This is a genomic window from Mucilaginibacter lacusdianchii (genome assembly GCF_009770985.1).
GTDB lineage: Bacteria > Bacteroidota > Bacteroidia > Sphingobacteriales > Sphingobacteriaceae > Mucilaginibacter > Mucilaginibacter lacusdianchii.
Window position 1 is genome coordinate 719548 of record NZ_WSRW01000003.1, and the last position, 13906, is coordinate 733453.

General features: G+C 40.8%; 17 protein-coding genes. 10 read left to right on the forward strand and 7 right to left on the reverse strand.

Annotated elements, in window-relative coordinates:
• The first annotated feature begins 3 nt into the window (after positions 1-3).
• The 6 genes from GPM24_RS16610 (at position 4) to GPM24_RS16635 (ending at position 5121) form a co-directional block, all read left to right on the forward strand.
• The gene (locus tag GPM24_RS16610; protein ID WP_158828202.1) at positions 4-1314 is read left to right on the forward strand and encodes an MFS transporter; all 1311 of its coding nucleotides are present in this window, start codon (positions 4-6) and stop codon (positions 1312-1314) included.
• Between the two features lie 151 nt (positions 1315-1465).
• Positions 1466-1894, forward strand: a complete 429-nt coding sequence (locus tag GPM24_RS16615; RefSeq protein ID WP_158828204.1) for a helix-turn-helix domain-containing protein — start codon at positions 1466-1468, stop codon at positions 1892-1894.
• A gap of 70 nt (positions 1895-1964) precedes the next feature.
• Positions 1965-2726: an SDR family NAD(P)-dependent oxidoreductase gene (locus tag GPM24_RS16620; protein ID WP_158828206.1), complete on the forward strand. Its 762-nt coding sequence runs from the start codon at positions 1965-1967 to the stop codon at positions 2724-2726.
• Positions 2727-2818: 92 nt separating this feature from the next.
• Entirely contained in the window at positions 2819-4156 is a 1338-nt protein-coding gene (argH, locus tag GPM24_RS16625) for an argininosuccinate lyase (RefSeq protein ID WP_158828208.1), read from the forward strand.
• Positions 4157-4167: 11 nt separating this feature from the next.
• Positions 4168-4371 carry a YwbE family protein gene (locus GPM24_RS16630; protein WP_158828643.1) on the forward strand — a complete coding sequence of 68 codons (204 nt, stop codon included), beginning with the start codon at positions 4168-4170 and terminating at the stop codon, positions 4369-4371.
• Positions 4372-4419: 48 nt separating this feature from the next.
• Positions 4420-5121, forward strand: coding sequence for a DUF1345 domain-containing protein (locus tag GPM24_RS16635; RefSeq protein WP_158828210.1), 702 nt, complete (start codon positions 4420-4422; stop codon positions 5119-5121).
• A gap of 28 nt (positions 5122-5149) precedes the next feature.
• On the opposite strand, the gene GPM24_RS16640 is transcribed toward GPM24_RS16635, so the two are convergent.
• From GPM24_RS16640 to GPM24_RS16655, 4 genes are read right to left on the reverse strand one after another with little or no spacing between them, the layout of a single operon-like run.
• Positions 5150-5671: a GNAT family N-acetyltransferase gene (locus tag GPM24_RS16640; protein ID WP_158828211.1), complete on the reverse strand. Its 522-nt coding sequence runs from the start codon at positions 5669-5671 to the stop codon at positions 5150-5152.
• Positions 5672-5694: 23 nt separating this feature from the next.
• On the reverse strand, positions 5695-6285 hold the full coding sequence (locus GPM24_RS16645) for a hypothetical protein (protein ID WP_158828224.1): 591 nt from the start codon (positions 6283-6285) through the stop codon (positions 5695-5697).
• Positions 6272-6769, reverse strand: coding sequence for an RNA polymerase sigma factor (locus tag GPM24_RS16650; RefSeq protein WP_158828226.1), 498 nt, complete (start codon positions 6767-6769; stop codon positions 6272-6274). Before GPM24_RS16650 ends, GPM24_RS16645 begins: the two co-directional genes overlap by 14 nt.
• A 46-nt stretch (positions 6770-6815) precedes the next feature.
• Positions 6816-7340, reverse strand: coding sequence for a hypothetical protein (locus GPM24_RS16655; RefSeq protein ID WP_158828228.1), 525 nt, complete (start codon positions 7338-7340; stop codon positions 6816-6818).
• Positions 7341-7402: 62 nt separating this feature from the next.
• Between GPM24_RS16655 and GPM24_RS16660 the strand changes: the two genes are divergently transcribed.
• The 4 genes from GPM24_RS16660 (at position 7403) to rpmA (ending at position 10258) form a co-directional block, all read left to right on the forward strand.
• Positions 7403-8776, forward strand: coding sequence for a dicarboxylate/amino acid:cation symporter (locus GPM24_RS16660; protein ID WP_158828230.1), 1374 nt, complete (start codon positions 7403-7405; stop codon positions 8774-8776).
• Between the two features lie 87 nt (positions 8777-8863).
• Positions 8864-9379 (forward strand): hypothetical protein, encoded by a 516-nt coding sequence (locus GPM24_RS16665; protein WP_158828233.1) that lies wholly within the window; start codon positions 8864-8866, stop codon positions 9377-9379.
• Between the two features lie 101 nt (positions 9380-9480).
• Positions 9481-9789, forward strand: a complete 309-nt coding sequence (gene rplU / locus GPM24_RS16670) for a 50S ribosomal protein L21 (protein WP_158828235.1) — start codon at positions 9481-9483, stop codon at positions 9787-9789.
• Positions 9790-9841: 52 nt separating this feature from the next.
• Positions 9842-10258, forward strand: a complete 417-nt coding sequence (gene rpmA, locus GPM24_RS16675) for a 50S ribosomal protein L27 (protein ID WP_158828237.1) — start codon at positions 9842-9844, stop codon at positions 10256-10258.
• Positions 10259-10316: 58 nt separating this feature from the next.
• Here rpmA and GPM24_RS16680 read toward each other — a convergent pair whose 3' ends face one another.
• The 3 genes from GPM24_RS16680 to rnr are packed head-to-tail and all read right to left on the reverse strand — an operon-like array spanning position 10317 to position 13891.
• Positions 10317-10727, reverse strand: a complete 411-nt coding sequence (locus GPM24_RS16680; RefSeq protein WP_158828239.1) for an energy transducer TonB family protein — start codon at positions 10725-10727, stop codon at positions 10317-10319.
• A 22-nt stretch (positions 10728-10749) separates the two neighbouring features.
• Entirely contained in the window at positions 10750-11724 is a 975-nt protein-coding gene (locus GPM24_RS16685; protein ID WP_158828241.1) for a polyprenyl synthetase family protein, read from the reverse strand.
• A 28-nt stretch (positions 11725-11752) separates the two neighbouring features.
• The gene (gene rnr / locus GPM24_RS16690; RefSeq protein WP_158828243.1) at positions 11753-13891 is read right to left on the reverse strand and encodes a ribonuclease R; all 2139 of its coding nucleotides are present in this window, start codon (positions 13889-13891) and stop codon (positions 11753-11755) included.
• Positions 13892-13906: the final 15 nt, after the last annotated feature.

Below are 13906 nucleotides of genomic sequence, written 5' to 3' on the forward strand. Positions count from 1 at the left end.
TACATGAATAATTCCGAAAATTCCAGTTATCAGCCAACGGTTGCCCAGCGTATTAAATCTATCATCGGCGGCTCATTAGGCAATTTGGTTGAGTGGTATGATTGGTATATTTACTCGGCATTCTCGCTTTATTTTGCTGGTTATTTTTTTCCGTCGCAAAATCCCACAGCTGAATTATTGAATACTGCCGGCATCTTTGCCATTGGCTTTTTAATGCGCCCCATAGGTGGTTGGCTAATGGGTACCTATGCAGACAAGCATGGCCGAAAAAAAGCGCTCACTTTATCTATTATGCTTATGAGTTTCGGCTCGCTCATTATTGCCTTTGTGCCGGGGTATAACCAAATTGGTATCGCAGCACCAGCACTTTTGGTATTGGCACGTATTATACAGGGCCTAAGCGTAGGTGGCGAGTACGGAACCAGCGCTACTTACCTAAGCGAAATGGCCGCCCGTAAGCATCGTGGCTTCTATTCTAGCTTTCAGTACGTGACCTTAATTATGGGGCAGTTGGTAGCCCTGGGCGTGCTGGTTTTACTGCAAAGAGTATTTCTAACCGAACGGGAATTGCATGCTTGGGGTTGGCGAATCCCTTTTATAATTGGTGCAGTGCTGGCCATCACGGTAATGTATCTGCGACGCAGTTTGCATGAGTCGGCCACACTGGTACAAAAAGGGACACAGCAGGAGCGAGGTACATTGCGTGCGCTGGCACGTCACCCTAAAGCAGTACTAACCGTTATCGGTTTAACCGTTGGTGGTACAGTTGCATTTTATACTTATACCACATACATGCAGAAGTTTTTGGTGAATACATCTGGATTTTCAAAAGCCGATGCTACAATTATATCAACCATCACTTCGGTTGTTTTTATGCTGTTACAACCGCTGTTTGGCTTATGGTCTGACAGAATAGGCCGACGTCCATTGCTGATCGGTTTTGGTATTTTAGGGACGTTAAGCACTATACCAATAATGACCGCACTGGGGCATACCCATAATTTATGGGAGGCAGTAGGTTTAATACTGTTGGCGTTAACAATTGTAAGCGGTTACACCTCTATTAACGCGGTGGTAAAAGCCGAGCTGTTTCCTGCCGAGGTGCGGGCATTGGGCGTTGGTTTTCCCTATGCTATAGCCGTTTCCATATTTGGCGGTACTGCCGAATATATTGCTTTGTGGTTTAAACAGGCCGGTTACGCCGGTTGGTTCAATTATTATGTTACCGGCTGCATACTGATATCGCTTATTATTTATGTGTTTATGAATGATACGCACAAGCACTCAAAAATTGAAGATGTGCACGATGCCTAAATTGCAAGCAGCTAATAAAATGCCCTAGATTTAATTAATGTAATTGCGGCCACTAAGCTTAAGGCAAGTCATAACAGCTACTACGACTCTTACTTATCCATGGCAATTGTTTTCTTATTTCCGTTTATATTTGGTGAAGCATCAACCACTTATGCAAATTGAAATTAAGCTTCCCAAAAAGATTATGCTTCGCCAACGTGAAATTACTGCCGATTATATGGTGGCATTGGACAAGCATTTGGATGATATATTGACTGGCCGCGCTTTAGACATGTTTGAGATACGTGACTTTGCCGACCAAATGCATATTGATGCACGCCACCTAAGCAACACCATAAAACTGGTAACAGGCAAAGCGCCCTGCTATTTTTACGAGCATAAAATTATGGACATTGCCCGGCGCGAGTTACAGGAAACCGATGCGTCCGTTTCGGAAATTGCCGTGCGTTTAACTTACGATCCGTCTAACTTCGTAAAATTTTTTAAACGTTATCAAGGGGTAACTCCAAAGCAATACCGTGAACAAATACGGGCTTCTTCGTTTACAAACGATACAAAAACTGAAACTCTCACCATTTAAACTGAAGCTATCACCATAATTTCTGAACAGCCGCTGCATAATTTTGTATCATACTTAAACAAAATAAGATATGAGTACAAACAAAATAGCCCTGATAACCGGCGGTAGCCGCGGATTGGGCAAAAACATGGCCCTTCACATTGCCAAAAAAGGAATTAATGTAGTTATTACTTACAACAGCAATAAAGAGGAGGCCGACAAAGTAGTAGCCGAAATTGAACAAGCCGGCCAAAAAGCCGCAGCTTTACAGCTGAATACCGGTGATGTAAAAACTTTTGATGCCTTTATTACTTCACTGACCGGATTATTGCAAAACACCTTCGGTACTGATAAGATCAACTTTTTAGTGAACAATGCAGGTATAGGTATCCATGCCTCGTTTGCCGAAACAACAGAAGAGCAGTTTGATGAATTGATGAATATCCATTTTAAAGGTACATTTTTTTTAACTCAAAAAGCTCTGCCTGTTATTGCCGACGGTGGCCGCATCATCAACATATCTTCTGGCTTAGCGCGTTTTAGTACACCCGGTTATGCAGCTTATGCCAGCATGAAAGGCGCTATGGAAACTTTAACTAAATATCAGGCAAAAGAATTGGGGGCCCGTGGTATTGCCGTTAATATTGTGGCACCCGGCGCTATTGAAACTGACTTTGGCGGTGGTATGGTGCGCGATAATGAGCAGGTAAACAAAGGGATTGCGTCACAAACTGCATTAGGACGTGTGGGTTTGCCTGATGACATTGGCGGTGTTGTGGCATTTTTATGTACCGAAGAAGCTCGATGGATAAATGCGCAACGCATAGAGGCTTCAGGCGGTATGTTTGTGTAAAACATTATACTATAGAAATATCAAAGCCGGGTTTATCCCGGCTTTGATATTTCTACCTGTTTCAATACGCATTTTTTTACATCTTTGCACCCATGAGCAAACTGTGGCAAAAAACTACCAACGTTGACGAACTGGTTGAAAGTTTTACCGTTGGACGCGATCGCGAATTTGACCGCCAGATGGCAGCTTTCGACGTATTGGGTTCATTAGCACATACTCAAATGCTGCAAACCATCGGACTGTTAAATGATGATGACCTGCAACTGGTGCAACGCGAACTGAAAAGCATTTACCGGGACATTGAAAATAACAATTTTGAGATTGAAGCCGGCGTAGAAGATGTGCATTCGCAAGTAGAATTGTTATTAACCCGCCGCATTGGTGATGCTGGTAAAAAAATTCACAGCGGCCGTTCACGTAATGATCAGGTGCTGGTTGACTTGAAATTGTTTTTCCGCCATGAACTGCAACAGGTAGTTAATGAAGTACAGCAGTTATTTACTTTGCTCATCAGCTTAAGTGAAAAGTATAAACAAGTGTTGTTGCCTGGTTACACACATTTACAGGTAGCTATGCCATCGTCTTTTGGTTTGTGGTTTGGCGCTTATGCCGAAAGCTTGATAGATGATTTGGAACTTTTGCTGGCTGCTTATAAAATAACTAACAAAAACCCTCTGGGTTCAGCAGCGGGCTATGGCTCATCATTTCCGTTAAATCGTACGTTAACAACGCAATTATTGGGTTTTGAAAGCTTAAATTATAATGTGGTTTATGCTCAAATGGGTAGGGGCAAAACCGAGCGTATTATTGCGCAGGCATTATCGTCAATTGCGGCAACCCTCGGAAAAATGGCTATGGATCAGTGCCTGTACTTAAGCCAAAATTTCACCTTCGTTAGTTATGCCGAAAATTTAACCACCGGCAGCAGCATCATGCCGCATAAGAAGAACCCAGATGTTTGGGAGATTATGCGTGGCAAGTGTAACCGTATGCAAGCTTTGCCTAACGATATTGCTATGATGACTAGCAATCTGCCATCAGGTTATCATCGTGAAATGCAGCTGTTGAAGGAGCTGTTGTTTCCTGCATTTACCGAACTAAAAAGCTGTTTGCACATGGCCAATTTCATGCTGCAGCATGTTGAGGTAAAAAACAACATTTTGGAAGACCCTAAATATGCCTACCTGTTCAGCGTTGAGGAAGTGAACCGCCAGGTGCTGGAAGGTGTGCCTTTTCGCGATGCTTATAAGCAGGTAGGACTGGCTATTGAACAAGGTAACTTCAATCCCGATAAAGAAGTACATCACACTCATGAAGGTAGCATTGGCAATTTATGCAATGAGCAAATTACTACTGCTATGAATAGTGTTTTGCAGCAGTTTAATTTCGATAAAACAGAAGTTGCTATCAGTAAATTAGTAACGGAGTAAAAGAAAAGATGATGAACGGCCAGAACCGAAAAGACATATACCCCGGATTGGAGGTTGATATTATTTTAAAGAAAGATCAGCGCTCGGGCACGTTAACACGAGGCATCGTTAAAAATTTACTTACCAGCGCAGCCTACCATTCTCGTGGTATAAAGGTTAGGTTGGAAGACGGACAGATTGGGCGCGTTGCTTATATTGTGGGCGACGAAGATTAAATTGGTATACCAGTTAGCTTTTGCTACCTTGCATTGCTACCATCTTTCATGACGCCAGATAAACGCCGCCGAAGCCTAACAGACAACTTGATTTACTTAGATGCCCATCATAGGTTAATCATTTCGTTTGTACTTAGTGTTATCGGTTTCTTTTTTAGTCATAACAAACTACCTGTAACCGAAGTAGTATTGATTACCTGGATGTGCTTTGCATTCAGCCTAATTGTATTACAATGGTTGGTAATTTTGTTTTCTCATCCTAAAGATATGGGCCATTTGGCGGGGATAGAAGATTCGAGCCGCACGTTTATCTTTTTGTTTGTTGTGGCCGCCTCATTAATCAGTTTGCTAGCCATTGTATTTTTACTAAAGTCGGGAAAAGACGCTTCTGCTTCTGATATTAGCAGGCATGTATTCCTGACTACAGGATCAGTAATTACATCTTGGTGGTTGGTGCATACCGTGTTTACGTTGCGCTATGCACATATCTACTATGATACTACTACCGACCAAGGTGGTGTAAAACCTGCCTGCGGTCTGCAATTCCCGGCCGAACCTGAACCCGATTACATGGATTTTGTTTATTTTTCGTTTGTGATAGGGATGACTTTTCAGGTATCCGATGTGGAAATTTCCTCCCGCAGAATGCGCCGCTTGGCCTGGATGCATGGTTTAATATCATTTGCCTTTAATACTGCTATAGTGGCTTTGAGTATTAATATCATCTCAGGGTTAGTATCACAAAAGTAAGCGCTTAACGTACTAAATTTCAGGGCTTTTATTTTAGGTTCTTTCTTAACAATATATCAGTCTGCTTATCATTGCCCAACATAAAATCATGCTTACCACAATATTCAAATCCTATACGTTCATAAAAGCGGATAGCGTTACGGTTGTGTTCCCATACGCCTAACCATACAAAATCGTGTTGGTTTTGATGGGCTACTTCAAATGCGAAGGTTAACATTTGCTCGCCAAATCGTTTTCCTTGATGTTTAGCCAGCACGTATAATCTTTCCACTTCTAAACTGTTCTGATCTTTATATTCGTTTTGGGCCTCTTGAATATTTAATTTTATAAAGCCAACGGTTTCGCCATTCAATTGGGCAAAATAAAAAGTAGAGCCGTTGGTGTTAATCTCAGCTTCCAGCTTTTGGCGAGTGAAGGATTGGGCAGCATAGGTCTCCATATCTTCTGCACGATTCTGGTCATAAAAAGCCTTGAAGAATGTTTCTCTGCTTAATTTTACCAGTTCATCTAGATCTGCTAAACCTACTTTTCTCAACTCAATAAAAGACACTTTTAAAGCAATTTTAAAATTGATTACTCGAACTGGTTTTGCAAACGTGTTAAACGCTCTATCATTAAGTTTAACTTTTCCTGTTCACGTTTAAATATTCTGTCTTTTAGGTAAAACGTAATAAACAACAACCAAGCAATATTCCCGGTATACGCAATAATTTTAGCTTTGGGCGATAGGGCACTTAATACCTCAAAAAAGTAGAGGGATAAGCCGATGCTGAGCATTAATGTAAATATATAATAAATCCAGCCATACATCCGTGCCCGCCCACGCTGGTATTCTTGCAGGCTTTGCAAGTATTCGCCTGGTGCTATGGTTACATCGTGTTTAGTTAATATGCGGTAATCTCTTATCATTAAACAGGTGCATATAATTACAGCTAATATAATTGTGAAGCCGCCAGCATACGTAGTCCAGTACTCAAAAGGCAAAAACAAAATAATGGCTAGTAATATTCCTGTGGTAGTAAGCATACCAGTAATATTCCACATCAGTTTTCGGCTCAAGTCGCCGGTACCTTTTTTTACCTGTTTTAGTACGCGGTCAACTTCCAGCTTATCAGGTTTGGGTTGTGCTTGCCAAACCGATAGTAAATGATCAAAGTCTTTCATAGTGGTTATATAGATCGGTTAGCTTTTGTTTTATACGATAAATTTTTACCCGCAGATTGCCCTCGGATATACCCGAAATTTCTGCAATTTCAGGATAAGGCATCTCGTCCAGTACCATAGTAATTATAATCCTTTCTGATTCTTCGAGCTTGGCTATACACTTGTACAGCAAGGCTACCTGTTCATTTTTTTCTGAAAACTCTTCGCGATGTGTTTCGGCCATTTGAGGGGTCAGCTCTTCTTTAGCTTGTCGTTTTTCCGACCGTAAGTATGTTAAGCAGGTGTTTACCGCAATACGATAAATCCATGTTGATATCATGGCCTTGTTCCTGAACTTATCCAGGTTTTGCCAAACTTTTACAAACGTTTCCTGCAGCAGGTCGTTGGCGGCGTCTTCATCTCCGGTGTAACCGTAGCACAAACGATATATTTTCTTGGAATTCGATTCAAATATTTGCCTGAAGGCATCGTCTTTAGCAGCCACTTGTAATTTAGTTTTTGGATGTTAGATGCAAATATGATTGCGTTTGTTACACAAAATCCCGCTTATCTATCCAACTTATCTTTTCGTCGGCCTGTTGTACAACGCTTTCAAACTCGTGCCGATGGTCAAATTGCAAGTCTTCGTGCAGCGCGCCAATGAGTTTGCTAGTTTTTTCTAATTGTTTAATGAGAAGCTGTCTGAGCGGTTTGTATCCTGTACGCAGGTCTACATGTTGTATATAATTTCGGCAATAATGAATTAACAACTCAATTTCGGCCGGTTTCGATGCCATAAACTTCACATGCTTATTAATTAGCTTCAAAATTTTTCGTAGCCCTTTGGCCGCATAATAGCTGTGTTTAAGCAAACTGCCAAACATACCATCTACTTCCTGCTTCACGTTTTCTGTGTAAACCGTGTCATTGTCAGCTTCGAACATTAAGTAGGAAAGCAGCTCTTTGTTTTCTTTCTTATACTTAGCAAGGCGTAGGCACAGGTCGGCCATTTGCGGGCCACTCAGGTGCTGCAGTTCTTTTTTTATAGCTTGTAAGTTGTAGGTATTAACACCCATGCATTCATCAAAAATTTCAGCAAAATAGCAAATTGTTGTAGTTTAGCCATTCAAACTGTTACATGAAAAAAAATAAACTCACGCTTTATATTTTTATTGCTCTCATTTTAGGCATTGTTGCCGGCTATATATATAACCAACAGGTAATTAATGATTACAACAAAAAGATTGAAGTAGCCGATAAAACCTTAAAAAAAATAGACGATCAAATAATAAAATTAAAAGATACCACTTCTGCACCTTTCCAAACATTGAAAGCTGAGCGCGTTGCTCAGTTGAAGTTGAAAAAAGAAGCGGATATCAAGCGTGAGGATAAACTGGTTTGGTTCAGCATTTTAAGCGATATATTTTTACGTCTTATTAAAATGATTGTTGCCCCCCTGGTATTTACCACACTGGTAGTTGGTGTAGCCAAGGTTGGCGACATTAAAGCAGTTGGCCGCATTGGTGGCAAAACCATGCTTTGGTTTTTGAGTGCTACATTGGTTTCCTTATTGTTAGGGATGGTACTGGTTAACTTTTTTAGACCGGGCGAAAACATGCATATTCCGTTGCCTGATAGTCATTTAAGTACTGGTATACAAAAATCGGCTTTATCACTGCGCGACTTTGTGAGCCACGTATTTCCTAAAAGCTTCATTGAGTCGATGGCCAATAATGAAATATTACAGATTGTGGTATTTGCGCTATTTTTTGGCGTAGCCACCGCTGCCATCGGCGAAAAGGGCGACATCGTTATTAAAGCGATGGATGCTTTTGCGCATGTTATCCTTAAAATAACCGGCTATGTGATGCAACTGGCGCCATTGGCCGTGTTTGGTGCCATAACCGCTGTTATTGCAAAACAGGGATTGGGTATTATATCTACCTATGCCATTTTTATAGGTGAGTTTTATTTCTCGTTAGTAATGTTGTGGCTGGTTATTTTGCTGGCTGGCTTTTTTGTTTTAGGTAAAAGAGCTTTTACTTTAATTAACCGAATTAAGGATGCGATGCTTATTGCTTTCAGTACCTCAACCAGTGAGGCCGCTTATCCCCGTATTTTAATGGAGCTGGAACGGTTTGGCTGTAATAATAAAATTGTAAGTTTTGTGTTACCGCTGGGTTACTCGTTTAACCTGGATGGCTCAATGATGTACATGACTTTTGCTTCGTTGTTCCTGGCACAATCATACGGTATCCATCTTTCTTTTGAGCAGCAACTGTCGATGCTGTTGGTACTGATGCTTACCAGTAAGGGCGTTGCTGGTGTGCCACGTGCTTCGCTGGTGGTAATTGCCGGTACTATAGCTATGTTTAATATCCCTGAAGCCGGATTGGCTTTACTGATTGGCATAGACCCGTTATTAGATATGGGCCGCTCGGCTACCAACGTTTTAGGTAACGCCATGGCTACTGCAGTGGTTAGTAAATGGGAGGGGGAGCTGCAAAAGTAATTTTGCATGACGTAAGGATTGTGTAATACCTGCAATCGCCGTTGTACAATCTGTATATTTGTACCCTTATTTAACAATTAAACCCTCATGTCCGACAAATCAAAAAAAATGTTTCTGATTGCCAGTGTGGTAGTGCCGCTGTTATTGTATTGCGTGTATTATTACGGTATGATGATCAAGAATGCGCCTTATCGTTTTTCTGACTTTCAATACCTGCGCTTTGAATATGGTAACGGCGATAGCTTAATTAATAAATACAATTCTAAAACCGGAGCTTATCAATATCTGAATAACCATGACGAATTGAAAGTTACCAAATTGAAATTAAATAAAGACGACCTGTTGTATCTGCATCGTAAAGCAGCCGACTTAGGTTTCTGGAATTTCCCAACTGTAGAGGAAAACTCATCTAAGAAATCGCCTTCCGAAAAAACGCCCCATTACCTCATGGAATTTGTTTATAAAAACAAAACCAAGAAAGTGATTTTTGATGCCGCTTATGATGGTGACCGTTCTTTAAAAGATGCTAACGAAAGGCTGATTAAAGAAATTCAGAAAAAACTGGAAGAAGCAGAAGTCCGTTCAAAAAGGGCGGCACAATAAGCTGATTTAATAGTTAGCTTATTTGTACTTATGGCGTTGCTTTTATAAATAAGTATTTTTATATTTGCACCTCAAATTTTTAAACAATTAAATAACAAACAATGTACGCAATAGTAGATATAGCCGGACAGCAATTTAAAGTTGCAAAAGACCAGCACCTCTTTGTACACCGCCTACAAGGAGATGAGGGCGCTAGTATTGAATTTGACAAAGTATTGTTAGCTGAAAACGAAGGTAAATTCACCTTAGGTAGCGCTTTACAAGGTGCTAAAGTATCGGCCACAATCGTGTCTCATGTAAAAGGTGAAAAAGTTCTTATTTTCAAAAAGAAAAGAAGAAAAGGCTACAAAAAGAAAAATGGCCACCGTCAGCAATTCACTAAAATTAGCATTACTGGTATTACATTATAATTTAAGGTTTAACGCCGAAGCTGTTTTTGCAGTTTCATAACAATATTAAAACATGGCACACAAAAAAGGAGCGGGTAGTTCCAAGAACGGCCGCGAATCGCATAGTAAACGTCTAGGTATCAAAATTTTCGGTGGTCAGCCTGCAATTGCTGGTAATATCATCGTTCGTCAGCGTGGTACCCGCCATAATCCAGGTCAAAACGTAGGTATCGGTCGTGACCATACTTTATTTGCTTTGATCGACGGTCAGGTAGTTTTCAAAAAGAAAGCTGATAACCGTTCATATGTATCAGTATTACCTTTCGAAACTGCTGACGTTGCCGTAGCAACCAAACCAGTTGTAAACGTAAACACTGAAGCTGCTGCTGTTGCTGCTCCAACTAATGGTAAAGCTAAAAACGCTGTTGTAACTGAAGAAGCACCACAAGCAGAAACTGCTACTGAAGGTGAAGAAGTTGTAGCTGAGTAATTTCTCAGTCAACTAATAACATAAAAAAGCCCGTATCAAATGATACGGGCTTTTTAGTTTATCTGTTTTTTAAAGAAACTGGTAATTGAATAGGAATAGTAACAACAGTTTTTTGCGTATTGTTGGAATCAATAAGTCCGCTTATTGGCTTTTTTCGCGCAAACAATTTCACAACTCGCAGTACTTCTGCATCACCATCAGAAGATAAACTTTTGCTTATCCTTACAGCCGTTATTTTTCCGTCTGGTTCAACTTCAAGTTGCACAACTATTTCGGCTGTTGTTCCATCAATAGTTACTTGTTTCAGCGGCTTTAAGTTCTTGTTTAAAAATTTGTTAAATTTCGATACCCAATCTGCGGAAGGATATATTTTATCAGCATACAGATAAACATCTCCAAATATATCGGTTTGTGCTTTTGCTCCAAAAGTACTTACAATGAATGCTAAAGAAATTAAAAGCTTTTTCAACCAGCTATCTTTTAAAGTTTAACTAATTTTCTCTCATCATTAGTCCTTCTGCAAAGTCATGAAGTTGCTGCTTTTGTTCAAAAGGTAGCTTTATCTTATGTAAGGCTTCAAAAGCTTTATTAATAAATTCATGCATGGCTTGCTCAGCATATTGTCTTACCTGCAATTGATTGTATATGTTGGTAACAGCGGTAATCTTTTTAAGGTTGTCGCAATTATCATTATTAAGCCACATAAGCAATTCCAGCGCTTGTTGGCCTTGGGCCAGTTCAATGGCTTTAATAAGTAGATAAGTTTTCTTGTTAGAAATAATGTCGCCACCTACCTGCTTGCCAAATTTATCCGGGTCGCCATACACATCTAAAATATCATCTTGCAATTGGAAGGCAATACCTAATTGCTCGCCAAAAGTATAAAGCAATTCAGCATCCTGCGCAGCAGCACCACCAATCAGAGCACCAATTTTTAATGCACCACCTAGCAGCACCGCTGTTTTTAAGCGAATCATATTCAGGTAGGCATCAATTTGTACATCAGTTTGACGCTCAAAGTTCATGTCAAACTGCTGCCCTTCGCAAACGCCTACTGCTGTAGTGTTAAAGATATCAAGCACATCCCTAAGTATGCTATTCTCAACCTGCATTATTAGCTTGTAGGCCTCTACCAGCATGACGTCACCGGATAAGATGCCTACGTTGGTATTCCACTTTTCGTGTACGGTAGCACGGCCGCGGCGCAAGGGCGCATTGTCCATGATATCATCGTGCACCAAGGTAAAGTTGTGAAATACTTCAATAGCTAAGGCTGGTGGCACAGCTGATGTTGTATCACCACCAAACATATCGCAAGCCATCAACAACAGGGCAGGGCGCAAGCGTTTACCGCCTAATGCTAATATGTAGGTAATCGGCTCATATAGTTCAGCTGGTTGTAACGGGAATTTTAAATCGTTAACACCTTTCTCTATCAGTAGCTGCAAGTTTTTTAATGTATTCATAAATGATTAGGGGCGCTGTAATAGAAAATTAATCCAGCACCAACGTAAAATCTATTTGTCTTTTTACCAGATCTACGTTTTTTACTTTTATCCGGACTTCATCGCCCAGTTGATAAACTTTCTTTTTGCGTTGCCCTATAATGGCGTAGTTTTTCTCGTCTAAGGTATAAAAGTCATCTGATATATCGCGCAGCCTGATCATACCTTCGCAGTTATTTTCGATAATTTGCACATACATACCCCATTCAGTTACGCCGGAAATTACGCCGTTAAACATTGAACCTATATTATCCTGCAAGTATTCGGCCTGTTTGTATTTCACCGAAGCGCGTTCGGCATCAGCCGCTTTCTTTTCCATTTCAGAACTGTGCTTACACAACACCTCATAATGTTCGGCATTGGCCGATTGCCCTCCGTTCAAATAGTGAAATAATAAACGGTGAGACATCACGTCCGGGTAACGGCGTATTGGCGAGGTAAAGTGTGTATAATGGTCAAATGCTAATCCGTAGTGGCTGCTGCTTTTGGTAGTATAAATAGCTTTAGCCATTGACCGGATGGCCAATTGTGTTAATACATTCTGTTCTTTTTTGCCTTCCACATCCTTCATCAGGTGGTTTAACGACTTGGCAATTTCCCTGTCCGATTTCATGTTAATTCGGTACCCGAAGCGGGCCGCAAACTGTGCAAAGTTACCCAAGGTTTCGGGATTAGGCGCGTCGTGGGCACGGTATACAAAGGCATATTTCTTTTTACCTTTTCCTTTTTTGCTTACAAACTCGGCTACTTTTCGATTGGCCAGCAACATGAAATCTTCAATCAGTTTGTGAGCATCCTTACGTTCTTTAACATACACGCCTATAGGTTTACCCTGTTCATCCAGTTTAAATTTAACTTCCGTACTTTCAAAGCTGATGGCACCATGCTTAAATTTTTGCTCGCGCAGTTTGTAGGCTATTTCATTCAATTGTTTTATTTCTTGAGCGTAGTCACCTTCACCGGCTTCAATAATTTCCTGTACCTCTTCGTACGCAAAGCGACGGTTAGAGTGAATAATGGTTTTGCCAAACCATTCTGTTAGTACCCGGCCTTCAGTATCCATTTCAAATACGGCGGCAAAGCAAAGCTTATCTTCGTTAGGCCTCAGCGAGCATAAGCCGTTCGACAGGCGCTCGGGAAGCATGGGTATCACGCGGTCAACCAGGTATACGGAAGTAGCACGTTCATAAGCTTCTTTATCAAGCGCCGAATCGGGAATGATATAATGTGATACATCAGCAATGTGAATACCTATTTCGAAATTTCCATTTTCAAGCGCTTTGAATGACAGGGCATCATCAAAGTCTTTAGCGTCTACCGGGTCAATGGTGAACGTGATGACGTCTCTAAAATCTCGGCGTTTAGCTATTTCCTCTTCGGTAATTTCTTCGGGTATCGCTTCCGATTCGCGTTCTACCTCATCAGGGAAAGATAGTGGGAATCCGTAATCGGCCAAAATCGCGTTCATCTCGGTGTTGTTCTCACCCTGAACACCTAATACATTTTTGATGCGACCTACCGGATTTTTGGCATCAGCTGGCCACTCAGTAATTTCGGCAATCGCCTTCATGCCATTTTTAGCACCGTTCAAATCGCCTAATGGAATAAAAATATCTTGCAACATTTTACGGTCATCGGGAACCAAAAATGCAAAGCGTTCCGACATTTTTACAATGCCGGTAAACTCCATTTTGGATCGCTGCAATATTTCTACCACTTCGCCCTCTTTGCGCTTGCCTTTGCTTTTGGCATAAACATAAATTTTTACACGGTCGCCATGCAAGGCAGTGCGTAATTTACGTGGGGCAACATAAATGTCGTTTTCAAATTCGTCGTCGGTAACAATAAACGCCGAGCCATCGGTTGTCATATCCACCCGGCCTTCAGTAAAGGTTTTGAGTTCCAATAATTGGAATTTACCCGGAGCAACTTCTTTCAAAGTTTCCTTTTTAGTTTCTTCCTTAAGTATCTCCAATATGGTTTTGCGGGATTCTGCATCGTCGATGTTAAGCCGAGATGATACCTGCTTATAGTTTAATATTGCGTTGTCATTCTTTTCAAAAACGTTGATTACTAACTGACTAAGTACGTGTTTTATTGATGATGACGTTGTTTTTTTCTTTGACATAGATAATTGGTGATG

What these genes read in the sequence shown, in the direction of transcription:
- rpmA (WP_158828237.1), top strand. Translation starts at nt 9,842, where the DNA reads ATGGCACACAAAAAAGGAGCGGGTAGTTCCAAGAACGGCCGCGAATCG.
- argH (WP_158828208.1), top strand. Translation starts at nt 2,819, where the DNA reads ATGAGCAAACTGTGGCAAAAAACTACCAACGTTGACGAACTGGTTGAA.
- GPM24_RS16635 (WP_158828210.1), top strand. Translation starts at nt 4,420, where the DNA reads ATGACGCCAGATAAACGCCGCCGAAGCCTAACAGACAACTTGATTTAC.
- GPM24_RS16665 (WP_158828233.1), top strand. Translation starts at nt 8,864, where the DNA reads ATGTCCGACAAATCAAAAAAAATGTTTCTGATTGCCAGTGTGGTAGTG.
- GPM24_RS16620 (WP_158828206.1), top strand. Translation starts at nt 1,965, where the DNA reads ATGAGTACAAACAAAATAGCCCTGATAACCGGCGGTAGCCGCGGATTG.
- GPM24_RS16615 (WP_158828204.1), top strand. Translation starts at nt 1,466, where the DNA reads ATGCAAATTGAAATTAAGCTTCCCAAAAAGATTATGCTTCGCCAACGT.
- rnr (WP_158828243.1), bottom strand. Translation starts at nt 13,891, where the DNA reads ATGTCAAAGAAAAAAACAACGTCATCATCAATAAAACACGTACTTAGT.
- GPM24_RS16610 (WP_158828202.1), top strand. Translation starts at nt 4, where the DNA reads ATGAATAATTCCGAAAATTCCAGTTATCAGCCAACGGTTGCCCAGCGT.
- GPM24_RS16645 (WP_158828224.1), bottom strand. Translation starts at nt 6,285, where the DNA reads ATGAAAGACTTTGATCATTTACTATCGGTTTGGCAAGCACAACCCAAA.
- GPM24_RS16655 (WP_158828228.1), bottom strand. Translation starts at nt 7,340, where the DNA reads ATGGGTGTTAATACCTACAACTTACAAGCTATAAAAAAAGAACTGCAG.
- rplU (WP_158828235.1), top strand. Translation starts at nt 9,481, where the DNA reads ATGTACGCAATAGTAGATATAGCCGGACAGCAATTTAAAGTTGCAAAA.
- GPM24_RS16630 (WP_158828643.1), top strand. Translation starts at nt 4,168, where the DNA reads ATGAACGGCCAGAACCGAAAAGACATATACCCCGGATTGGAGGTTGAT.
- GPM24_RS16660 (WP_158828230.1), top strand. Translation starts at nt 7,403, where the DNA reads ATGAAAAAAAATAAACTCACGCTTTATATTTTTATTGCTCTCATTTTA.
- GPM24_RS16685 (WP_158828241.1), bottom strand. Translation starts at nt 11,724, where the DNA reads ATGAATACATTAAAAAACTTGCAGCTACTGATAGAGAAAGGTGTTAAC.